Consider the following 18,998-nt stretch of genomic DNA (forward strand, 5'->3'; position numbering starts at 1 on the left):
TCTTATATTATTTTTTTAAATGAGGAAATAAAATCACATCACGAATATTAGAATTATCAGTCAATAACATTATTAAACGATCTATTCCTATACCTAAACCACCAGTAGGAGGCATTCCATATTCTAAAGCTTCTATAAAATCTTCATCTAATTCATGAGCTTCATCATTACCTAATGTTTTTTGCAATATTTGCTCTTCAAAACGTTTTCTTTGTTCAATAGGATCATTTAATTCGCTAAAAGCATTTACCAATTCCTTACCAGCTACAAATAATTCAAATCTTTCAGTTAATTGTGGATTTTGCGGATTTACTTGAGCTAAAGGACTTACCTCTATAGGATAATTAAAAATAAAAGTAGGTTGAATCAAATCTGGTTCTACAAATTTTTCAAAAAAAGCAACTATAATATGACCTTTTTTATAAAAATCTTTCAAAGAAATATTATGTTTTTGGGCCAACTCTTGACACGATGATAAAGATATATTCTCATTAAAATCAATATTAGTTTTTTGTTTAATAATGTCTATCATATCATATTTATAAAAATGATCAAATTTAATCAAATTCCCTTGATAATTAAATTCTAATTTACCTAAAAGTTTATAACAAATATCTTTTAAACATTTTTCTACCAAAGACATCATAATATTCATATCGGCATAAGCTAAATAAGCTTCTATAGTTGTAAATTCGGGATTATGACTAGCATCAATACCTTCATTACGAAATACTTTACCTATTTCATAAATAGCTTTCATACCACCAACAATTAATTTTTTTAAAGAAATTTCTGTAGCAATTCTTAAATAAAAATTAGTGGATAAACTATTATGATAAGTAACAAAAGGTCTAGCATTAGCGCCGCCTACACAAGAATTTAATACAGCGGTTTCGACCTCTAAAAAATTTTCATTATTAAAAAAATCTCTGATAAAACGAATAATTTTTGATCTATCAACGAAAGTTTTACGAGATCGCTGATTAACAATTAAATCTAAATAACGTTTTTTACGCATTATTTCTTTATCTTGTAAACCTTTATATTTATCAGGCAACGGTCGTAAACTTTTACTTAACATTACCAATTTAAAAATTTTAATAGTTAATTCTCCTTTATGAGTTTTGAATAATACACCTGTAACACCAATAATATCCCCCAAATCAGACCAACTATAAATTTGAAACTCTTTTTCCGTAATATTATCGCGTCGTACATAAATTTGTATATCAGATTCAAAATCACGTATATTAGCAAAACCAGCTTTACCTTGTATCCTTTTTAAAATAATTCTACCCGCCACAGAAACTAAACTTTGATCTCGTTCTAATTGATTAACTGTCCAAGATTTATATTTCAACAATAAAGAATTAATTGAGTTAGTTTCTGTAAATTTATTACAAAAAGGTTCTATATTGTTTCTCTTTAAATTATCTAACTTAATTCTTCTAATCGCTTCTTGTTCCGTTATATCTTCTTTATTCATATAATTTAAACTCCTACTTTATAAATCATAACCTATACTATTATACTATTATATTTTTTTCATTAATAATTGTAATAATTATAAATAAAATAATAAATATAAATAAATAAAATAAAAAAAGAATCTTTTTTGCAAAAAAGATTCTTATGATAAGAAAATAATGTGCATAAGCCATGTTCTGTTCTTATTTAATCAATAAGTGTGATCATTTATCTCTATTTTTAAAATAGTATAAAAATTAATTTTTCTTATAAAGGGAATATTAACTTTTATATGCCCCTACCTTTTTTTGGGTTGCTAGCTTGAGGGGTTTACCGCGTTTCACTTGATTATTTCTAATCAATTCGTCTCTGTGGCACTTTATTTTTACATTCATAAACTTATTAATTTATAAAATAAGTTCTTAGAACTTCAAAGCCGTCATTTAAATAAATTTAAATGCCTTAAGTTATTTTTTTCTTAAGCACAAACACTACATACATTTCCCAAGATACGGATAGATTATTTGCGTTTCTTTGATAGTTATCAAATGTTACAAACAGCCCCCGTCCAAACGGTGCGAGCAAGTTTCCAAGCACACCGCTTTCCATAATTTATCCCTTTTTAGGGTTTAACTTCGTGTCGCCACTGGTTAAATGTTTATTCTTGACCTTTTGTTCTTTTTAAATATTATAATATTATTCATTTGTTGGTTGGTTCTTTTGCTATGACAAACCTAACAAAGTATAGTTGTTTTTTTGTTAATCACGCTTCTCCAATTAGAGTCTCTAATGATTTCGACATGACGAATTTCAAAGGATTGATTTTCTAACTAACGACAGACCTCGCATTTTTTGCGCTGTTAACCTTTCGGTTAATTTAGTTCGTCTTTTGAATAAATTCGGATTGATAACTATTTCGGTTATTTCACCTTTATAGTTTCTCATTCTTTTGATTCTTTTCCAGGACAAGTTATCCCGTAACGATAATTATATCTTGCATTAAAGGTCTATTTTATCCTTTTTCGGGAAAATGCACTCTTTAACCGGTTTTTTGGTTATATTGGTTGTGAAAGTATTTTTGGTGATATTTCTTTAATTGGTTTAAGTTCATATCATTTATGATTCTCTCATCTATTCCAGGTGTTCCTACCGCTTTATGATTGGCAACCTGATTAAACGCGAGGTGTTTATTCATTAAGTTTTTTATTTCTCGTTTGAGTTATTATTTTAATGGGTTTTGTTTTAAAGACTGGTCATGAATCTCATTCATTGCCCGTAGAAGCCTCGATATTAATGAATCAAAATCATTTATAGGTTTTACTTATACCTTCCGCGGCCAATGAATAAACAATAAATTACTTTCTTCTTTCGCCCTATAAAGGTCGTTAACCTTCATCTCGGGAGGGCGATTAACTTAATTATTCCAAATCAAGTTTTACTCCTCCGACTACTAAAAAGATTCTTTATCCTTGACTATCAGAACTTTCATATTCTAATTTGTAAATTTAATTACATAGTTTTAGGATTCTCCAAGTTGCTCTAAATATCTACCTTGGTTCTTTAGGAGGAGTAACCATTGTATTAATGGTGAGATTCCAGATTTTAATTGATAAACTATCAAATCCACATACTAAATTGATAGATTCTGGACTGTCCGCTTATAGTAGTTTACGAACAGGTTTGTTAATTACATCTTCTTTTGTCTTCTTAGGCCATTACAGGCTTTTCCTTGGAACCATTCGGTGGCGGTATCGTCTTGACTAACTACTTCGTCTCAATCCGCTTTTAAGAACTGCTGTAATTCTTGAAAGTTTCCCTTCAGGAACCGTTCTTATCCTTTCGGTGTTTATCACACTGGTCATTGGTAAAATGACAAGATAATTAGGCCTCTTTGGCGCCCTATGTGCTAACATGGACTTTCCTAAATCAGAAATTTTTAAATTTTAAAAACATCTAACTTCGATCACCTTCCATTATTCTTATCAACAATTATTTTAACAAATTTTTTAAAAATTAATTATTTATTAATAATTATTTGTCTCAAACTAAAGATAAATCAATTTTACCTTTTTCATTTATAAAAATACATTTAGCTAAAACTTTTTGTCCTACCGAAACAACATCCTCTACACGTTCAACTTTAATATTTGATAATTTACTAATATGAATAAAACCTTCAATTCCAGGAAAAATCTGAACTATAGCAGCAAAAGAATGACCATTTTTTTTATCATATAAAATTTTCATAACAGTAACTTCGTAGACTTTACCTATTTTAATTTCATCTACTAAATTTAAAATATAGTTAGATACTTGATTAACAATATTTTCACTATTATGCATAATAAATATATTGCCATTTTGTTGAATATCAATTTTAACATTATCATAAGTATCAATAATTTGATTAATAATTTTACCACCAGTGCCAATAATATCGCGAATTTTATCTACAGGAATAGTAATCATTTTGACTTTAGGTACATAAGCAGACATATGCTCTCTAGGATTTTGAATAGTCATATTCATTTTTTTTAAAATTTCTATTCTACCCAAACGAGCTTTTTCTAAAACTTCTTGTAAAATATCCAAACTAATACCTTCTATTTTAATATCCATTTGCGCGGCTGTAATCCCTTGAACAGTTCCGGCGATTTTAAAATCCATATCACCTTTTTGATCTTCTAACCCTTGAATATCGCTTAAAATAACATAATCATTTTCGCTAGAAAAAAATAATCCCATTGCTAAACCTGCTACAGGTCTTAATAAAGGAACTCCTGCATCCATCAAAGCCATAGAAGCTGCACAAATAGTTGCTTGCGAAGATGAACCATTAGACTCTAAAATTTCTGATACTACTCTAATAGTATAAGGAAAATCTTTTTCCATAGGAAGTACATGAGATAAAGCTTTTTTAGTTAACATACCGTGCCCAATTTCTCTTCTAGAAGGCATCATATATTTGCCTGTAGAACCTACAGCAAAAGGCGGAGAATTATAATGAACAATAAAAGATTCTTTATCTTCTTCACTCAGATCATCTATCAATTTACATTCGCTTAAAGCGCCAATAGTAACAACTGCTAAACTTTGAGTTTCACCACGAGAAAAAATAGCTGATCCATGAGTACGTGGCAAAATACCTACTTCGGTTTCAATAGATCGAATTTTATTTAAAGTTCGTCCATCAATTCTTCGTTTTTCTTTCAAAACCATTTCTCTCATTAAATCAGTTAATAAATCATTAAAAAGATGCATAAATTGTTCTTTTATTTTTTCTAATTTATGATTTTCACAACTAACTATAGAATTCTGGAATATATCATTATCAATAACAAAATCTTTATCTTCTATATATTTTTCCAAAATAAAATGTTTAAGATTATTAATTGTATCTGAAAAATTTTTTTTAATAAATTTTTTATTAATTTCTGTTTGTAAAGTATTTTTTACAATCTCAAAATATTTAAATTTAAATTTATTATATAAATTAATATCATAATTATTTGTAAGATCAATATTTTTAATGATATTTAAATTATTTATAATTTCTTCCTGAAAAATACATAATTTTTTAATAAAATTATGACCAAATATCATAGCTGATATTAAATCTTTTTCTGAAATTTCTTTAGAACTAACTTCTATCATATTTAATTTTTCTTTAGTTCCGCTTAAAACTAACCATAAATCAGAAATATTCTTTTGTTGAGGATTAGGATTAATAATAAATTGATTATTCACTCGACCCACACAAACCGCTGAAACAGCTTTATAAAAAGGAACATTAGAAATTAAAGCAGCTAAAGAACTACCTAAAATACCAAAAATTTCATTATTACAACTATCATCATTGCTTAAAATAGTATTTACGATTTGAATTTCTTTATTAAAATTTTTATTAAATAAAGGTCTTAATGTTCTATCTATCAAACGAGCATTTAATATTCCTGCATCAGAAGGTTTTCCTTCTCGTTTTGAAAAATTTCCGGGTATTTTTCCTGCTGCATAAAATTTTTCTTGATAAAAAATCATCAAAGGCAAGTAATCTAAACAAACTTCATTATTACCGATAACTAAAACACTCAATAAAACAGTATCTTTATAACGAATTAAAACAGAACTATTAGCTTGTTTAGCTAATTTATTAATCTCTACAATAAGTAAATTATTTTCAAAAGTAGTTTCAAACACTTTTAAAGTCATGAAAATCCCCTTTTTTTCTAAAATAAATGCGAAAAATATCACAAACTACTTTTGAAAATAAAATATTAAAAAATTAAAAATTTTAAATGGCGCCTATGCTAGGGATCGAACCTAGGACATTCTGATTAACAGTCAGATGCTCTACCAACTGAGCTACATAGGCACAAATATAAATTATTATAATAATCCTATTATACCTTATTATAATACGAAAGTTTTTTGGTTTGGTAGAGAATGAGGGGATCGAACCCCCGACCTCCTGCTTGTAAGGCAGATGCTCTCCCAGCTGAGCTAATTCTCTACTACAAATAATTCCGGGCAAACCCCTATCTTGGCAATTCAAATAAATTACTATTGTGGGGACCACAGGTCTTAACTTCTGTGTTCGGGATGGGAACAGGTGGAACCCCTGTGTTAAATCACCCGGAATCTCTCAAAACTAGGCAAATTCTAGTTATTTTTTCCAGCTATCATCAAAGTCGTTGGATCTATTAGTACTAGTCAGCTCCAAATATCACTACTCTTCCACTTCTAGCCTATCAACCTGATCGTCTTTCAGGGATCTCTTAGGGAAATCTCATCTTGAGGGAGGCTTCACACTTAGATGCTTTCAGTGTTTATCCTAACTATACTTAGCTACCCAGCTATGGCTCTGGCGAACCAACTGGTGCACCAGCGGTATATCCATCCCGGTCTTCTCATACTAGGGACAGTTCCTCGCAAATTTCCAACGCCCACGACGGATAGAGACCGAACTGTCTCACGACGTTCTGAACCCAGCTCGCGTACCGCTTTAATGGGCGAACAGCCCAACCCTTGGAACCTGCTCCAGCTCCAGGATGCGATGAGCCGACATCGAGGTCCCAAACCGCCCCGTCGCTGTGAACGCTCGGGGGCGATAAGGCTGTTATCCCCAGGGTAGCTTTTATCCGTTGAGTCACGGCCCTTCCATTCGGTACCGCAAGATCACTAAGTCCGACTTTCGTCCCTGCTCGACTTGTAGGTCTCACAGTCAAGCTCCCTTATACCTTTACGCTCTAAAAATGATTTCTGACCATTTTGAGGGAACCTTTGAACGCCTCCGTTACTTTTTAGGAGGCGACCGCCCCAGTCAAACTGCCCACCAAACACTGTCCCTCATAATCCACTTATGCAGGTTAGAAACTAAAAATCTTAAGAGTGGTATCCCACCGGTGACTCCCTTTAAACTAGCGCCTAAAGTTCTCTGTCTCCCACCTATCCTGTACATAAGATTTCCAATTTCAATATTAAGCTACAGTAAAGCTCCATGGGGTCTTTTCGTCCTGTCGCGGGTAACCGGCATTTTCACCGGTAATTTGATTTCACCGAGACTCTTGTTGAGACAGCGCCCAAATCGTTATGCCTTTCGTGCAGGTCGGAATTTACCCGACAAGGAATTTCGCTACCTTAGGACCGTTATAGTTACGGCCGCCGTTCACTGGGACTTCAATTCAATGCTTTGGGTAAACCCGAACATCTCCTCTTAATCTTCCAGCACCGGGCAGGCATCAGCCCCTATACATCACCTTACGGTTTAGCAGAGACCTGTGTTTTTGATAAACAGTCGCTTGGGCCTATTCTCTGCGGCTTTTACTTTTTATTATAAAAGCTCTCCTTATCCCGAAGTTACGGAGTCATTTTGCCGAGTTCCTTAACAAGAGTTTTCTCGCGCGTCTTAGTATACTCTACCTTCCCACCTGTGTCGGTTTACGGTACAGGTAAAAAAATCATTAACCTTAGAAGCTTTTCTAGAAAATATGAACGCAGTCACGTTACCCTCAAATCTTATTTTTTGGCAAGTAAGAAGACGGATTTGCCTATCTTCTCAAACTCGATTTTTCGACCCTAATCCAATAAAGGGCGTGCTTATCCTCTTTTGTCCCTCCATCAGTGATTTTTTTAGTGCAGGAATTTTAGCCTGCTGGTCATCGACTACGCATTTCTGCCTCGCCTTAGTTCCTGACTAACCCAGGGCGGACGACCCTGCCCCTGGAAACCTTGGGTTTTCGACGGATAGAATTCTCATCTATCTTTTCGTTACTTACACCGGCATTCTCACTTCTAACCTCTCCACTACTGCTTCCGCTATAGCTTCTACGATGTTAGAACGCTTCCCCTACCACATGTTTCTTAACTATTTCTAGTAGAAACATATCCGTAGCTTCGGTATAATGTTTAGCCCCGTTACATTTTCGGTGCAAAAATATTAGATTAGTGAGCTATTACGCACTCTTTAAAAGATGGCTGCTTCTAAGCCAACTTCCTAATTGTTTTAACGTTTTTACTTCCTTAACCACTTAACATTAATTTAGGGACCTTAGCTGACGGTCTGGGCTCTTTCCCTTTTGACCATGGACCTTATCACCCATCGTCTGACTGCTGGGATACGGTTCTTGACATTCGGAGTTTAATTGAGATTGGTACCCCGAGGTGGAGCCCGCACTCATTTAGTGCTCTACCTTCAAGAACTATTAAATACCCAACGCTAGCCCTAAAGCTATTTCGGGGAGAACCAGCTATCTCTGAGTTCGATTGGAATTTCACCTCTAGCCACAAATCATCCAAACACTTTTCAACGTGTCCTGGTTCGGCCCTCCATGACGTGGTCACGTCACTTCAGCCTGTTCATGGCTAGCTCACTTCAGTTTCGGGTCTATGACATACAACTAAACGCCCTATTCAGACTCGCTTTCGCTCCGGCTACGTTCCTTCAAACTTAACCTTGCTCTATATCATAACTCGCCGGTTCATTCTGCAAAAGGCACGCCATCACTCTTAAACGAGCTTTGACTACTTGTAAGCACACAGTTTCAGGATCTATTTCACTCCCCTTCCGGGGTTCTTTTCACCTTTCCCTCACGGTACTAGTTCACTATCGGTCACCAAGGAGTATTTAGCCTTAGGAGATGGTCCTCCTATCTTCCGACAAGATTTCTCGTGTCTCGCCGTACTTAAGGATACCCTAGATTTTAATCTACCTCTACAGGATTTTCACCTTCTAGGATATAGTTTTCCAACTATTTCGAGTTAATTAAAATTTGATAACTAGAAATTGGTATCCGGCTGTTCCGGGTTCGCTCGTCACTACTACCGGAATCGTTATTACTTTCTTTTCCTACAGTTACTTAGATATTTCAGTTCACTGCGTTCCTTTCAATCAATTAGTTACCTAATAAATTGATACTATAACTACTTATAGTAGGTTGCCCCATTCGGAAATCCACGGATCTACACTTATTTACAGCTCCCCGTAGCGTATCGCCGTTAATTGCGTCCTTCATCAGCTCTTGGTGCCTAGGCATCCACTGTGCGCTCTTATTTCCTTTAATGTTCCGGAAAAATAACTATTATTTACCTAATTTTCAAAGAATTTGTGTTCTTACGACACCTATAACTCTGGTGGGCCTAAATGGACTTGAACCACCGACCTCACGCTTATCAGGCGTGTGCTCTAACCAACTGAGCTATAGGCCCTTCGTGAAGTCACGAAGAAAAACTTAGTTATCCTAAGTCTTTCAAAACTGAAGATGATTGATTTTATTGGTTTCCTTAGAAAGGAGGTGATCCATCCCCACCTTCCGGTAGGGATACCTTGTTACGACTTAACCCCAATCATCGACCCTACCTTAGACAGCGCCCTCTCGAATAAACGAGTTAGGCTACCATTTTGGGGTATTGCCAACTTTCGTGGTTTGACGGGCGGTGTGTACAAACCCCGAGAACGTATTCACCGCGACATGCTGATTCGCGATTACTAGCGATTCCAACTTCATGAAGTCGAGTTGCAGACTTCAATCCGGACTGAGACTGTTTTTGGGGATTGGCCAAGAACTTACGTTTCAGCTACCCTTTGTAACAGCCATTGTATCACGTTTGTAGCCCAGGTCATAAGGGGCATGCTGATTTGACGTGATCCTCACCTTCCTCCAGTTTATCACTGGCAGTCTCGTTAAAGTCCCCACCATAACGTGCTGGCAACTAACGATAAGGGTTTCGCTCGTTTTAGGACTTAACCTAACATCTCACGACACGAGCTGACGACAACCATGCACCACCTGTGTTTCTGATAACCTCTACGATATTACTACCGTTTCGCAAAAACATGTCAAGACCTGGTAAGGTTTTTCGGGTATCTTCGAATTAAACAACATGATCCACCGCTTGTGCGGAGTCCCGTCAATTCCTTTAAGTTTCATACTTGCGTACGTACTACTCAGGCGGAGTACTTAATGTGTTAACTTCAGTACCGGTTTAACCCGACACTTAGTACTCATCGTTTACGGCGTGGACTACCAGGGTATCTAATCCTGTTTGCTCCCCACGCTTTCGTGCCTCAGCGTCAGTTAAGACCCAGCGAGCCGCCTACGCCTCTGGTGTTCCTCCATATATTTACGCATTTTACCGCTACACATGGAATTCCACTCGCCTCTATCTAACTCAAGTTTAGCAGTTTCAATAGCCGGACAACGTTGAGCGTTGCCATTACACCACTGACTTACTAGACCGCCTACGCACCCTTTACGCCCAATAATTCCGGATAACACTTGCCCCTTATGTCTTACCGCGGCTGCTGGCACATAATTAGCCGGGGCTTATTCATCAAGTACCGGCAAACAAATGGTTCGCCACTTGCTTTTCTTCCTTGATAAAAGAACTTTACATACCAAAGTACTTCGTCGTTCACGCGGCGTTGCTCGGTCAGAGTTTCCTCCATTGCCGAAAATTCCTTACTGCTGCCTCCCGTAGGAGTTTGGGCCGTGTCTCAGTCCCAATGTGGCTGTTCAACCTCTCAGTCCAGCTACACATCATCGTCTTGGTAGGCCATTACCCTACCAACTAACTAATATGGCGCAAGCCCCTCCTAAAGTATACCTATTACTAGGTCTTTTAAAAGAAATAAGATGCCTTATTTCTTCCTATCCAGTCTTAGCCACTGTTTCCAATGGTTATCCTCGTCTTTAGGGTAGGTTGCTTACGTGTTACTCACCCGTTCGCCACTAAAACCCGAAGGTTTCCGTTCGACTTGCATGTATTAGGCACGCCGCCAGCGTTCATCCTGAGCCAGGATCAAACTCTTCGTAATAAATCATTCAAATAAATAAAAATTATTTATCAGAATATAGTTAATATTTAATAATTTTTTATGATAAAAATATCATAATAAATAATAAAATATCATCTTCAGTTTTCAAAGAAGTAATGATCAATAAAAAACATACCTCAGGTCTATTTTTTTCAAAAGTATAAAGTAACACAATAATTGTAATTTAAAAAATCCATATTGTCAATATTTATTTAATATTTTATTTCCAAAAATGAATTTATCAAAAAGTAATTAATCTTAATTATTTTTTTTAAAATTACTCACCATTTTAAATAAAGGTTCTAAAGAATTTTTACTAATAAACATTTCTATTAATTCTTTAAGAAAACAAAAATTTGAATTAATTAAATCAATATTTTCTTGACACATTTTTTGTAAAACATATTGCGATAAAATCAAAGTAGAATTGTAACCTATACCTAACTTTAATTTTAAAAAATTTTTTGTTTGTAAAACTTCTATAAGATTTTTAATACCATTATGACCGCCATAATTACCATTTTGTTTAATTTTAAATTTTCCTATATTTAAATTAATTTCGTCATGAATTATCAAAATATTTGATAATTTAATCTCATATTTTTCTATAATTTTTTTCACAGCTAAACCAGATAAATTCATATAAGTTTTAGGTTTTATCAATAAAACCCCTTGATTACCAATATGAAATCGATAAATTAAATTAAATTCATCATTTTTGATTTCAATTGAAAAGGATTTTTGAAACTCTTTGAATAAATAATCAATCAACATAAAACCCACATTATGAGGAGTAAAATTAAAATTTACTCCTGGATTTCCTAATCCTACAATTAATTTATACATTCAAAATTATACTCCATTAAAATTGTTTTTTAATTTATTAAATAAAATTACATAAATACTTAAATTCTTCAAAATTAAAAAAATAGATTATTTCATTTTATATAAAAATTAATAAATGATTTAAATACTTATGACTTCGATTTAATATTATGTATAAATTTATAAATAGTATCCATAATTAAAATAATTATAATGCATAAACTTAAATATAAATAATGTTTAAAATGAATAAAAGTAGTGCCAAAAAAATTATTTAAAATGATTACATTTTGAGAAATCAAAATAAATAATATTAATTCACATAAAATACCAACAAATAAAAGATTATTTTTTTTTGTAAAAGTTTGCCAAAAATAAAATTTATCAGATCGACACGCAAAAACATTACCTATTTGTGAAAAAATAACCGCACCAAAAGCCATAGTAGAAGCGAAAATAAACTCAGATTGTTGGGCAATCATTTTAAAAGGAATGTTCTTATGCATTACAGACCAACCTCCATAATTTAAAAAAAATATTAAAGCTAATATACCTTCCACAATACCTAAAAAACCATAACTTCTTTTTAATAATTTAGTATCTAATAAATGATCTTTAGAAGTTCGAGGTTTTTGAGATAATAAATTTTCTTCAGGTTCTTCTGCTCCTAAAGCTATAGCAGGTAATAAATCTGTAATCAAATCTATAGCCAAAATTTGCATAACAGTTAAATAAAGTGGTATTTTAAATAAAGCCATAAAGATAATAGGGAAAATTTGAGGAATATTTGAACAAAACACATAACTAATAAATTTTTTAATATTAGCATAAATAGCTCTAGATTCTATTACCGCTTTCGGTATGGTGGAAAAATTATTATCTAATAAAATCATATCAGCAGCATTTAAAACAACGTCTTTAGTGCCTTTACCCATAGTAATACCAATATGAGCAGCTTTCATAGCTAAAATATCATTAACACCATCACCAATAACTCCAACAATCTCATTATTTTTTACATATGCTTCAGTAATTTTTAATTTATGTTTGGGAGTAGTACGAGAAAAAAATATCGGAAGTTTAGTATTTAAAATTTTTTGTAATTCTTGAACCGACATATTGTCCAATTGAGAACCATCAATATTTAAAAAATTATCATCTTTAATCAAACCCACTTTTTTACCAATTGAAATGGCAGTTGGACCATAATCTCCAGTAATAACCGTAATTTTTAAACCAGCTTTTAATAAATCTTCTACAGCTTGACGAACTTCTATTTTAGGAGGATCAAAATTAACTGCAAAACCTAAAAATACCATATCTTCTTCTTTATTTAATTGTTCGGATTCTTCTATTTTTTTATAAGCGATAGCTAAAATACGATAACCTTGACTAGATAATTCCTCATTACGACTAACAAAATAATCTTTATCATTAGCCTTGAAATCGCTAACCTTATTATTCTTGTACTGGAGATTACAACTATTTAAAATAACATCAGGAGCGCCCTTAACAAAAAGATATTTATTATTAATATCATAATATTCTTGAGATAAATTGCGAACTAAAACACTCATTTTTTTATTTTCTGAATTAAAAGGATTGATTTTATCAACAATAAAATTTTCACGAATATTTCTGATATTTAAACCATATTTAGTAGCTGCAACTAATAAAGCTGCTTCTGTAGGATTACCAATAATATTAATATTTTCCGCATTCATATTAATTAAATTAGATTCCGAACAAATAATAGTAGCTATTAATATTTTAGAAATAATTTTATTATGAGTTAAAATATTACCATCATTATTATCAAATTTTCCTTCTTTTTTTAATCCGTGTCCAGTAATATTAACAAAACCTCCAGGAAATAATAATTTTTTACAAGTAATCTGATTTTCTGTTAAAGTTCCTGTTTTATCAGTACAAATTACTGTAGCAGAACTTAAAGTTTCTACAGAAAATAACTGTTTAATGAGAGCTTTTTGTTTTGACATTCTTTGAGTGCCAAGAGCCAAACTTAAATTAATAGTAGGCAACAAACCTTCAGGAATATTAGCTACTAACATACCTAATGCTACTACAATAGCTGATTTTAATGCTGATACCCAACCAAATTCCCCTTGAAATTTAAAACGCCAGAAGCAAATTAAACAAACAAAAACAGCTAATGAAGATGCTAAAAAACTAATTCTTTTAACTACTCTATGTATTTCTAACTCTAAAGTACTAGTGCTTTTGGTAATATCACGAGCTAATCGGGCTACTTCTCCTATTTGAGTATTTTCGCCAATAGCATATACAATACCTTTAGCGCTTCCTTGAGCCACTGTAGTACCAGCATAAACTAAATTAGGGATCTCAAAAATATTATCATTTTGATCATTTTCGACAGCATTCCTATTTAAAGGAATAGTTTCTCCTGATAATGTTGAATTATCGACAAAAAAATTATTAGCTTCTATCAAACGAACATCTGCAGGAATAATAGAACCCATTTCTAAAAAAATTAAATCTCCTATAGTTAATTGTTGAGTATCTAAAATTTCTATTTTATTATCTCTATAAACCTGAATTTGTTTAGGAATCATATTGCTTAAAGAAGATAAAATTTTTTCCGCCTTATATTCTTGAAAAAAAGAGAAAATACCATTTATAATTACAACCAAAATAATAGCTATACCAATAGCTTTTTCGTGTATGATAAAAGCTAAAAAACCCGCAATCCATAATAAAATCGCAAACATCGAAAAAAATTGCTTAATAAATTGTTTACCAAAAGAAAAATGATTACTCTGCTTCATAACATTTAAACCGTATAATAATTGTCTTTTTCGAACTTCTTCTGTTGTCAAACCTGATTTTTGCATTTGAAAATAATCCCAAATCTCATTCGAAGATAAACGACTAATTTTAATAATATCTTCTTTGTTCATAAATTTACCTCATTAATTTAAAATATTAAACAAATTATTAATAAAATTTGTTCTGAAAATAGATAATCAATAATGAAATCGGTTTTAACTATCACACAAATCATAGTAAATTCGAAAATCAAAACAGTTAGTAATTATAATATTCTTTTATTTAACCAAACTAAAATATCATTACAAATTTGAAACTTTTCGATATCATGAAATAAATTATGATATGTTTCTTGATATAATTTTAATTGTTTATCATTAGATTGAATAGAATCTAAAAGATAAATGCCATTTTGATAAGATATTATTTGATCTTTAATGCTATACAACAATAAAACAGAAGTTACATAAGAAGAAAAATTTTTTTTCAAATAACGCATACTTAAAACTAATAAATTTCTTAATAAACGATAACTAACAGATTCTAAACGATATGGTTGATAATTTATATCTAAAGGAATATGAGATATTTTAGAAGATTTAAAATTAAGTTTTTTTCTTTGCCAAAAACTAAACAAATAAAAAGGATAATTTAATAAAAAATTCGAAATTTCTCTACTAGGAGCAGAACTAATAATAGCTCCATCTATATTGTTATATTTAATAATATAATTATTAACGATAATACCTCCCATACTATGACCAATTAAAAAAATTTTCATAGGATACATTTTTCTCACGTATTGAACTAATTTTGCTAAATCATCCGAAAAAATATTAAAATTTTTAATATCTCCTCTTTTACCTAAACTTTTACCATGACCTCTCACATCATACGAAATTACATTAAAATTATTTTTAACTAAAAAATCAATTAAAAATAAATAATCATAAGAACTTTCTCCTAAACCATGAGTAATAATAATATTTGCTTTTGCTTGTTTAGGTATTGACCAAATAATATTTAAATAAGAAATATCCAATAACATAAAAAACCATTTACCTAAAAATTTACTTAAACATTAAATTTATTTTTTATTAATTAATTTTTGATATTGCAATAAATATTTAGTATATTTTTCTTTTTCTTCTTGAACTTTACATTTATCAGCTTTATTCAAAAAAGATTTATTCTTCAAAAGATTTTCACTTCTTTTTAACTCATATAAAATTTGATTAATTTGAGAATTTAAATTTGTATTATTGGATTTTTGATTAATTGTTAATAATATATCTTTTTTAATAAAAAGAAAAATATTTTGATCTGCAAATAATAGTTCATATTTATTAACACAAGGAGAAATCTTTCCTAATTGTATATCACACGCTTTAAACCATTTTTTAATTTCAAATAATATTATTTGAAATTCATTTAAATAAGTTGCAGGAATTTCTAAATATAATTCCAATAAAAATAATTTATTCAAAGAATTAATTTGACGAAATTGACGCATTTTGGTAATTAATCTTTGTAAAGATTCAAAGATAGATAAAGATGTTAAATCATTAAATCTCACAGGAGATAATTTTTCCGTAATAATTGAATTTCCTAAACCTAATTCTTTATAAAGGGCATCTGTAATAAAAGGCATAAAAGGATGTAAAACTAATAAAATTGATTTCCAAATATAAATAATTACTTTATGACTATTTGCGATTAATTCACAATTTTTCTTAATATCTTGCCAACAAATTTTATAAAATTCTAATCCCCAATTAGCAAATTCATCCCAAACAAAATTATATATTAATTTCCCTATCACACTAAATTCATATTTATCATATAAAACATCTATTTTTTCTAATAATATTGATAATTTAGTTAATAAAAATTTTTCTGGTAATAATAATTCGTTTTTACTAAAATCTGTTTTCGTCATTTTAAGATTATTTTTGATAAAAAAACCAATATTCCATAATTTATTAGCAAACTTCCAACTAGAAATAATTTTATTGACATCAAAATAAAAATCTAAACCCGGAGAAGAATTAGTCGTTAAACACCATCTTAACGAATCTATTCCATATTGATCAATAATATCTTTAGGATTTAGGCCATTGCCTTTAGATTTAGACATTTTATGGCCTTGAGAATCTCTAATTAAACCATGTAATAAAACATCTTTAAAAGGTATTTGTTTTACAAAAAATATACTTTGTAAAACCATTTTAACTACCCAAAAGGTTAAAATATCATATCCAGTAACTAAAACATCTATTGGAAAATGTTTTTGAAATAATTGTTGATTTTCAGGCCAACCTAAAGCACATAAAGGCCACAAAGAAGACGAAAACCATGTATCCAAAACATCAGAATCACGCACAAAACCATTACCCGGATCATCTATTTGAACTTTAATTTCATTATTCTGATTATACCAAGCCGGAATAGGATGACCCCACCATAATTGACGAGAAATACACCAATCTTCTATTTTAGTCAACCATTGGTTAAATAATATTAAAAATCTTTTAGGAAAAAAATTAATTTTATGTTTTTTTAAAATTAACTGAGATAATTCTTTAGTTTTCAAAAACCATTGCAAAGAAAGACGCGGTTCTATAATAATACCTGATATATTAGCAACACGAATAGAATGATTATAATTTTCTACTTTAAATAAAAAATTTTGTTTATCTAAATCTAAAATTAATTTTTCTCGACATACAAAACGATCTAGTCCTTGATATTGTTTCGCCAAGTGATTCATAGATCCATCTGGATTAATACATAAAACCGATTTTAAATTATGTTTTTGACCTAATTGAAAATCATCAAAATCATGGGCAGGAGTCACTTTTAATAATCCGCTACCAAATGACATATCGACATATTTATCAGCAATAATAGGTATTATTAAATCGGTACCTGGTACTAAAACTTTTTTACCAATAAAATGTCGATATCTTTTATCACTAGGATGACACATTATAGCTTGATCTCCAAAAATTGTCTCAGGACGAGTAGTAGCTACTACAATAAAATTATCGCTTAAACATCCATCATTGATAAAAAAATATTTTAAATAAAATAATTTTCCTGCAATTTCACGTTCATGAATTTCAGTATCAGATAAAGTAGTTTGAGCACTAGAATCCCAATTAATTATCTTATAATCACGATAAATCAAACCTTCTTTATATAAAGATACAAAAACTTTCTCAACAGTAGAACTTATAGAAGAATTTAAAGTGAATTGTTCATAATCATAATCTAATAAAAGACCTAGATCTCGCCATTGTTGACGAATATCTTTCATATATTTTTGTTGCCATTCATCTGCATATTTCAAAAAAAGCTCTTTAGTTAAATCACTAATACAAAAACCTTTTTCTTGTAATTGTTGTTTAATTTTAATTTGCGTAGCTATTCCAGCATGATCCATACCGGGGACAAAAAGAACATTATAACCTGTTAACATTTTGCGACGAACTAAATTATCTTGCAAAATATTATTCCAAGCATGTCCTAAATGTAATTTACCTGTAATATTAGGCGGAGGAATTACAATAGTAAAATTCGGTAAATTAGAAAAATTACTTTTTTTTTGTAATTCTTTATATTTTAACCAATCGACATATTGATTCTTTTCAATAATTTTAAAATCATATTTATTATTCATATAGTTTAAATTTCTCATTTATAATTTCCTAATCAGAATAAATAGGTAGTAATATTCTACCACTTACAAAACAAATATTAACAAACAAACTGAAAATATAAAATAAAATTAAAATTAAAATTTTTTATTAAAATATTTTTCATAATAATTTTTATTATACATGCAAATTTTTAATCATAAAACTAATAATTTCTGAAATTCCATATTTATCTCGACAAGAACATAAATAAAAATCTTTAATATTAAAAAAATTATTATTAAAGCATTGCTTAACAAACTTGAGACGAGATAATAAGTGATTTTTTTGCACTTTATCCTTTTTATTTAAAATAATTACAATAGGAATTTTATATTTAACAAAATTTTTACACATTTGTAAATCTAATAAAGTAGGACCGATATTAAAATCAATTATCTGAAAAATCATTTTAAGTTGATTATTATAAGTGATAAAATTATTAAGCATTAACATTTGTTTCATGCGTTCCGCTTTATTCCTTTTAGAAAAGCCATAACCAGGAGAATCTATCAAATAAAAAGAATTATTGATTAAAAAATAATTTAAAGTAATTGTTTTACCTGGAATTTTGGAAAATAAAGCTAATTTTTTATGATTAGTTAAAGCATTTATTAAAGAACTTTTACCCACATTACTGCGTCCTATTAATAAAAATTCAGGAAAATTAAGAAGAGGGCGATATTTTAAATTAGTAATACTTTTAATGAAAATAGCTTTTTTAATTATATTCATAAAATCCTAATTAGTCTCAAAACATTAATCTTTTGGAAGTTAATTTCCATATCCTTATTAATATGTATATATTTATATTTTTAGTCCTAAACTAAAATAATTTTAATTATTTTAATTATAAAAAATTTTATAAAATCTCATTACTAAAAAAA

The 18,998-nt window shown here is 30.4% G+C and carries 7 protein-coding genes, 3 tRNA genes, 3 rRNA genes and 1 other RNA gene; all 14 read right to left on the bottom strand.

Features of this window, described 5'->3' with window-relative positions; genetic code table 11:
• Positions 1–7: 7 nt before the first annotated feature.
• Complete coding sequence (gene lysS, locus H7686_RS02105) at positions 8–1,486, bottom strand: lysine--tRNA ligase (RefSeq protein ID WP_193621755.1); 1,479 nt, start codon at positions 1,484–1,486, stop codon at positions 8–10.
• Positions 1,487–1,648: 162 nt separating this feature from the next.
• Positions 1,649–2,036: RNase P RNA component class B (gene rnpB, locus H7686_RS02110), an RNA gene on the bottom strand.
• Between the two features lie 1,471 nt (positions 2,037–3,507).
• The gene (locus H7686_RS02115) at positions 3,508–5,676 is read right to left on the bottom strand and encodes a polyribonucleotide nucleotidyltransferase (protein ID WP_193621754.1); all 2,169 of its coding nucleotides are present in this window, start codon (positions 5,674–5,676) and stop codon (positions 3,508–3,510) included.
• An 87-nt stretch (positions 5,677–5,763) separates the two neighbouring features.
• Positions 5,764–5,839, bottom strand: a tRNA-Asn gene (locus tag H7686_RS02120).
• Positions 5,840–5,901: 62 nt separating this feature from the next.
• Positions 5,902–5,977: transfer RNA gene (locus tag H7686_RS02125), tRNA-Val, on the bottom strand.
• A gap of 12 nt (positions 5,978–5,989) precedes the next feature.
• Positions 5,990–6,103, bottom strand: a 5S ribosomal RNA gene (rrf, locus tag H7686_RS02130).
• Between the two features lie 43 nt (positions 6,104–6,146).
• Positions 6,147–9,026 (bottom strand): 23S ribosomal RNA (locus tag H7686_RS02135).
• Between the two features lie 68 nt (positions 9,027–9,094).
• Positions 9,095–9,171 (bottom strand) — tRNA-Ile (locus H7686_RS02140).
• A gap of 79 nt (positions 9,172–9,250) precedes the next feature.
• Positions 9,251–10,780: ribosomal RNA gene (locus H7686_RS02145) — 16S ribosomal RNA — on the bottom strand.
• Together the 16S, 23S and 5S rRNA genes with 3 tRNA genes alongside form the textbook arrangement of a ribosomal RNA operon.
• 258 nt (positions 10,781–11,038) lie before the next feature.
• Positions 11,039–11,626: an aminoacyl-tRNA hydrolase gene (gene pth / locus H7686_RS02150; protein ID WP_193621752.1), complete on the bottom strand. Its 588-nt coding sequence runs from the start codon at positions 11,624–11,626 to the stop codon at positions 11,039–11,041.
• Between the two features lie 128 nt (positions 11,627–11,754).
• A complete protein-coding gene (locus H7686_RS02155; protein ID WP_193621751.1) occupies positions 11,755–14,544 on the bottom strand; it encodes a cation-translocating P-type ATPase in 2,790 nt (929 codons plus the stop codon).
• 134 nt (positions 14,545–14,678) lie between these two features.
• On the bottom strand, positions 14,679–15,461 hold the full coding sequence (locus H7686_RS02160; protein WP_193621749.1) for an alpha/beta fold hydrolase: 783 nt from the start codon (positions 15,459–15,461) through the stop codon (positions 14,679–14,681).
• Between the two features lie 39 nt (positions 15,462–15,500).
• Positions 15,501–18,095: a valine--tRNA ligase gene (locus H7686_RS02165; protein ID WP_193621769.1), complete on the bottom strand. Its 2,595-nt coding sequence runs from the start codon at positions 18,093–18,095 to the stop codon at positions 15,501–15,503.
• 154 nt (positions 18,096–18,249) lie between these two features.
• Positions 18,250–18,846, bottom strand: a complete 597-nt coding sequence (gene yihA / locus H7686_RS02170) for a ribosome biogenesis GTP-binding protein YihA/YsxC (RefSeq protein ID WP_193621748.1) — start codon at positions 18,844–18,846, stop codon at positions 18,250–18,252.
• Between the last annotated feature and the right edge of the window lie 152 nt (positions 18,847–18,998).

The organism is Candidatus Phytoplasma asiaticum (assembly GCF_015100165.3).
Lineage (GTDB): Bacteria > Bacillota_I > Bacilli_A > Acholeplasmatales > Acholeplasmataceae > Phytoplasma > Phytoplasma citri.

Excerpts from the sequence above, each read along its gene's own strand:
- lysS (WP_193621755.1), bottom strand. The coding sequence starts at position 1,486 with ATGAATAAAGAAGATATAACGGAACAAGAAGCGATTAGAAGAATTAAG.
- H7686_RS02115 (WP_193621754.1), bottom strand. The coding sequence starts at position 5,676 with ATGACTTTAAAAGTGTTTGAAACTACTTTTGAAAATAATTTACTTATT.
- pth (WP_193621752.1), bottom strand. The coding sequence starts at position 11,626 with ATGTATAAATTAATTGTAGGATTAGGAAATCCAGGAGTAAATTTTAAT.
- H7686_RS02155 (WP_193621751.1), bottom strand. The coding sequence starts at position 14,544 with ATGAACAAAGAAGATATTATTAAAATTAGTCGTTTATCTTCGAATGAG.
- H7686_RS02160 (WP_193621749.1), bottom strand. The coding sequence starts at position 15,461 with ATGTTATTGGATATTTCTTATTTAAATATTATTTGGTCAATACCTAAA.
- H7686_RS02165 (WP_193621769.1), bottom strand. The coding sequence starts at position 18,095 with ATGAATAATAAATATGATTTTAAAATTATTGAAAAGAATCAATATGTC.
- yihA (WP_193621748.1), bottom strand. The coding sequence starts at position 18,846 with ATGAATATAATTAAAAAAGCTATTTTCATTAAAAGTATTACTAATTTA.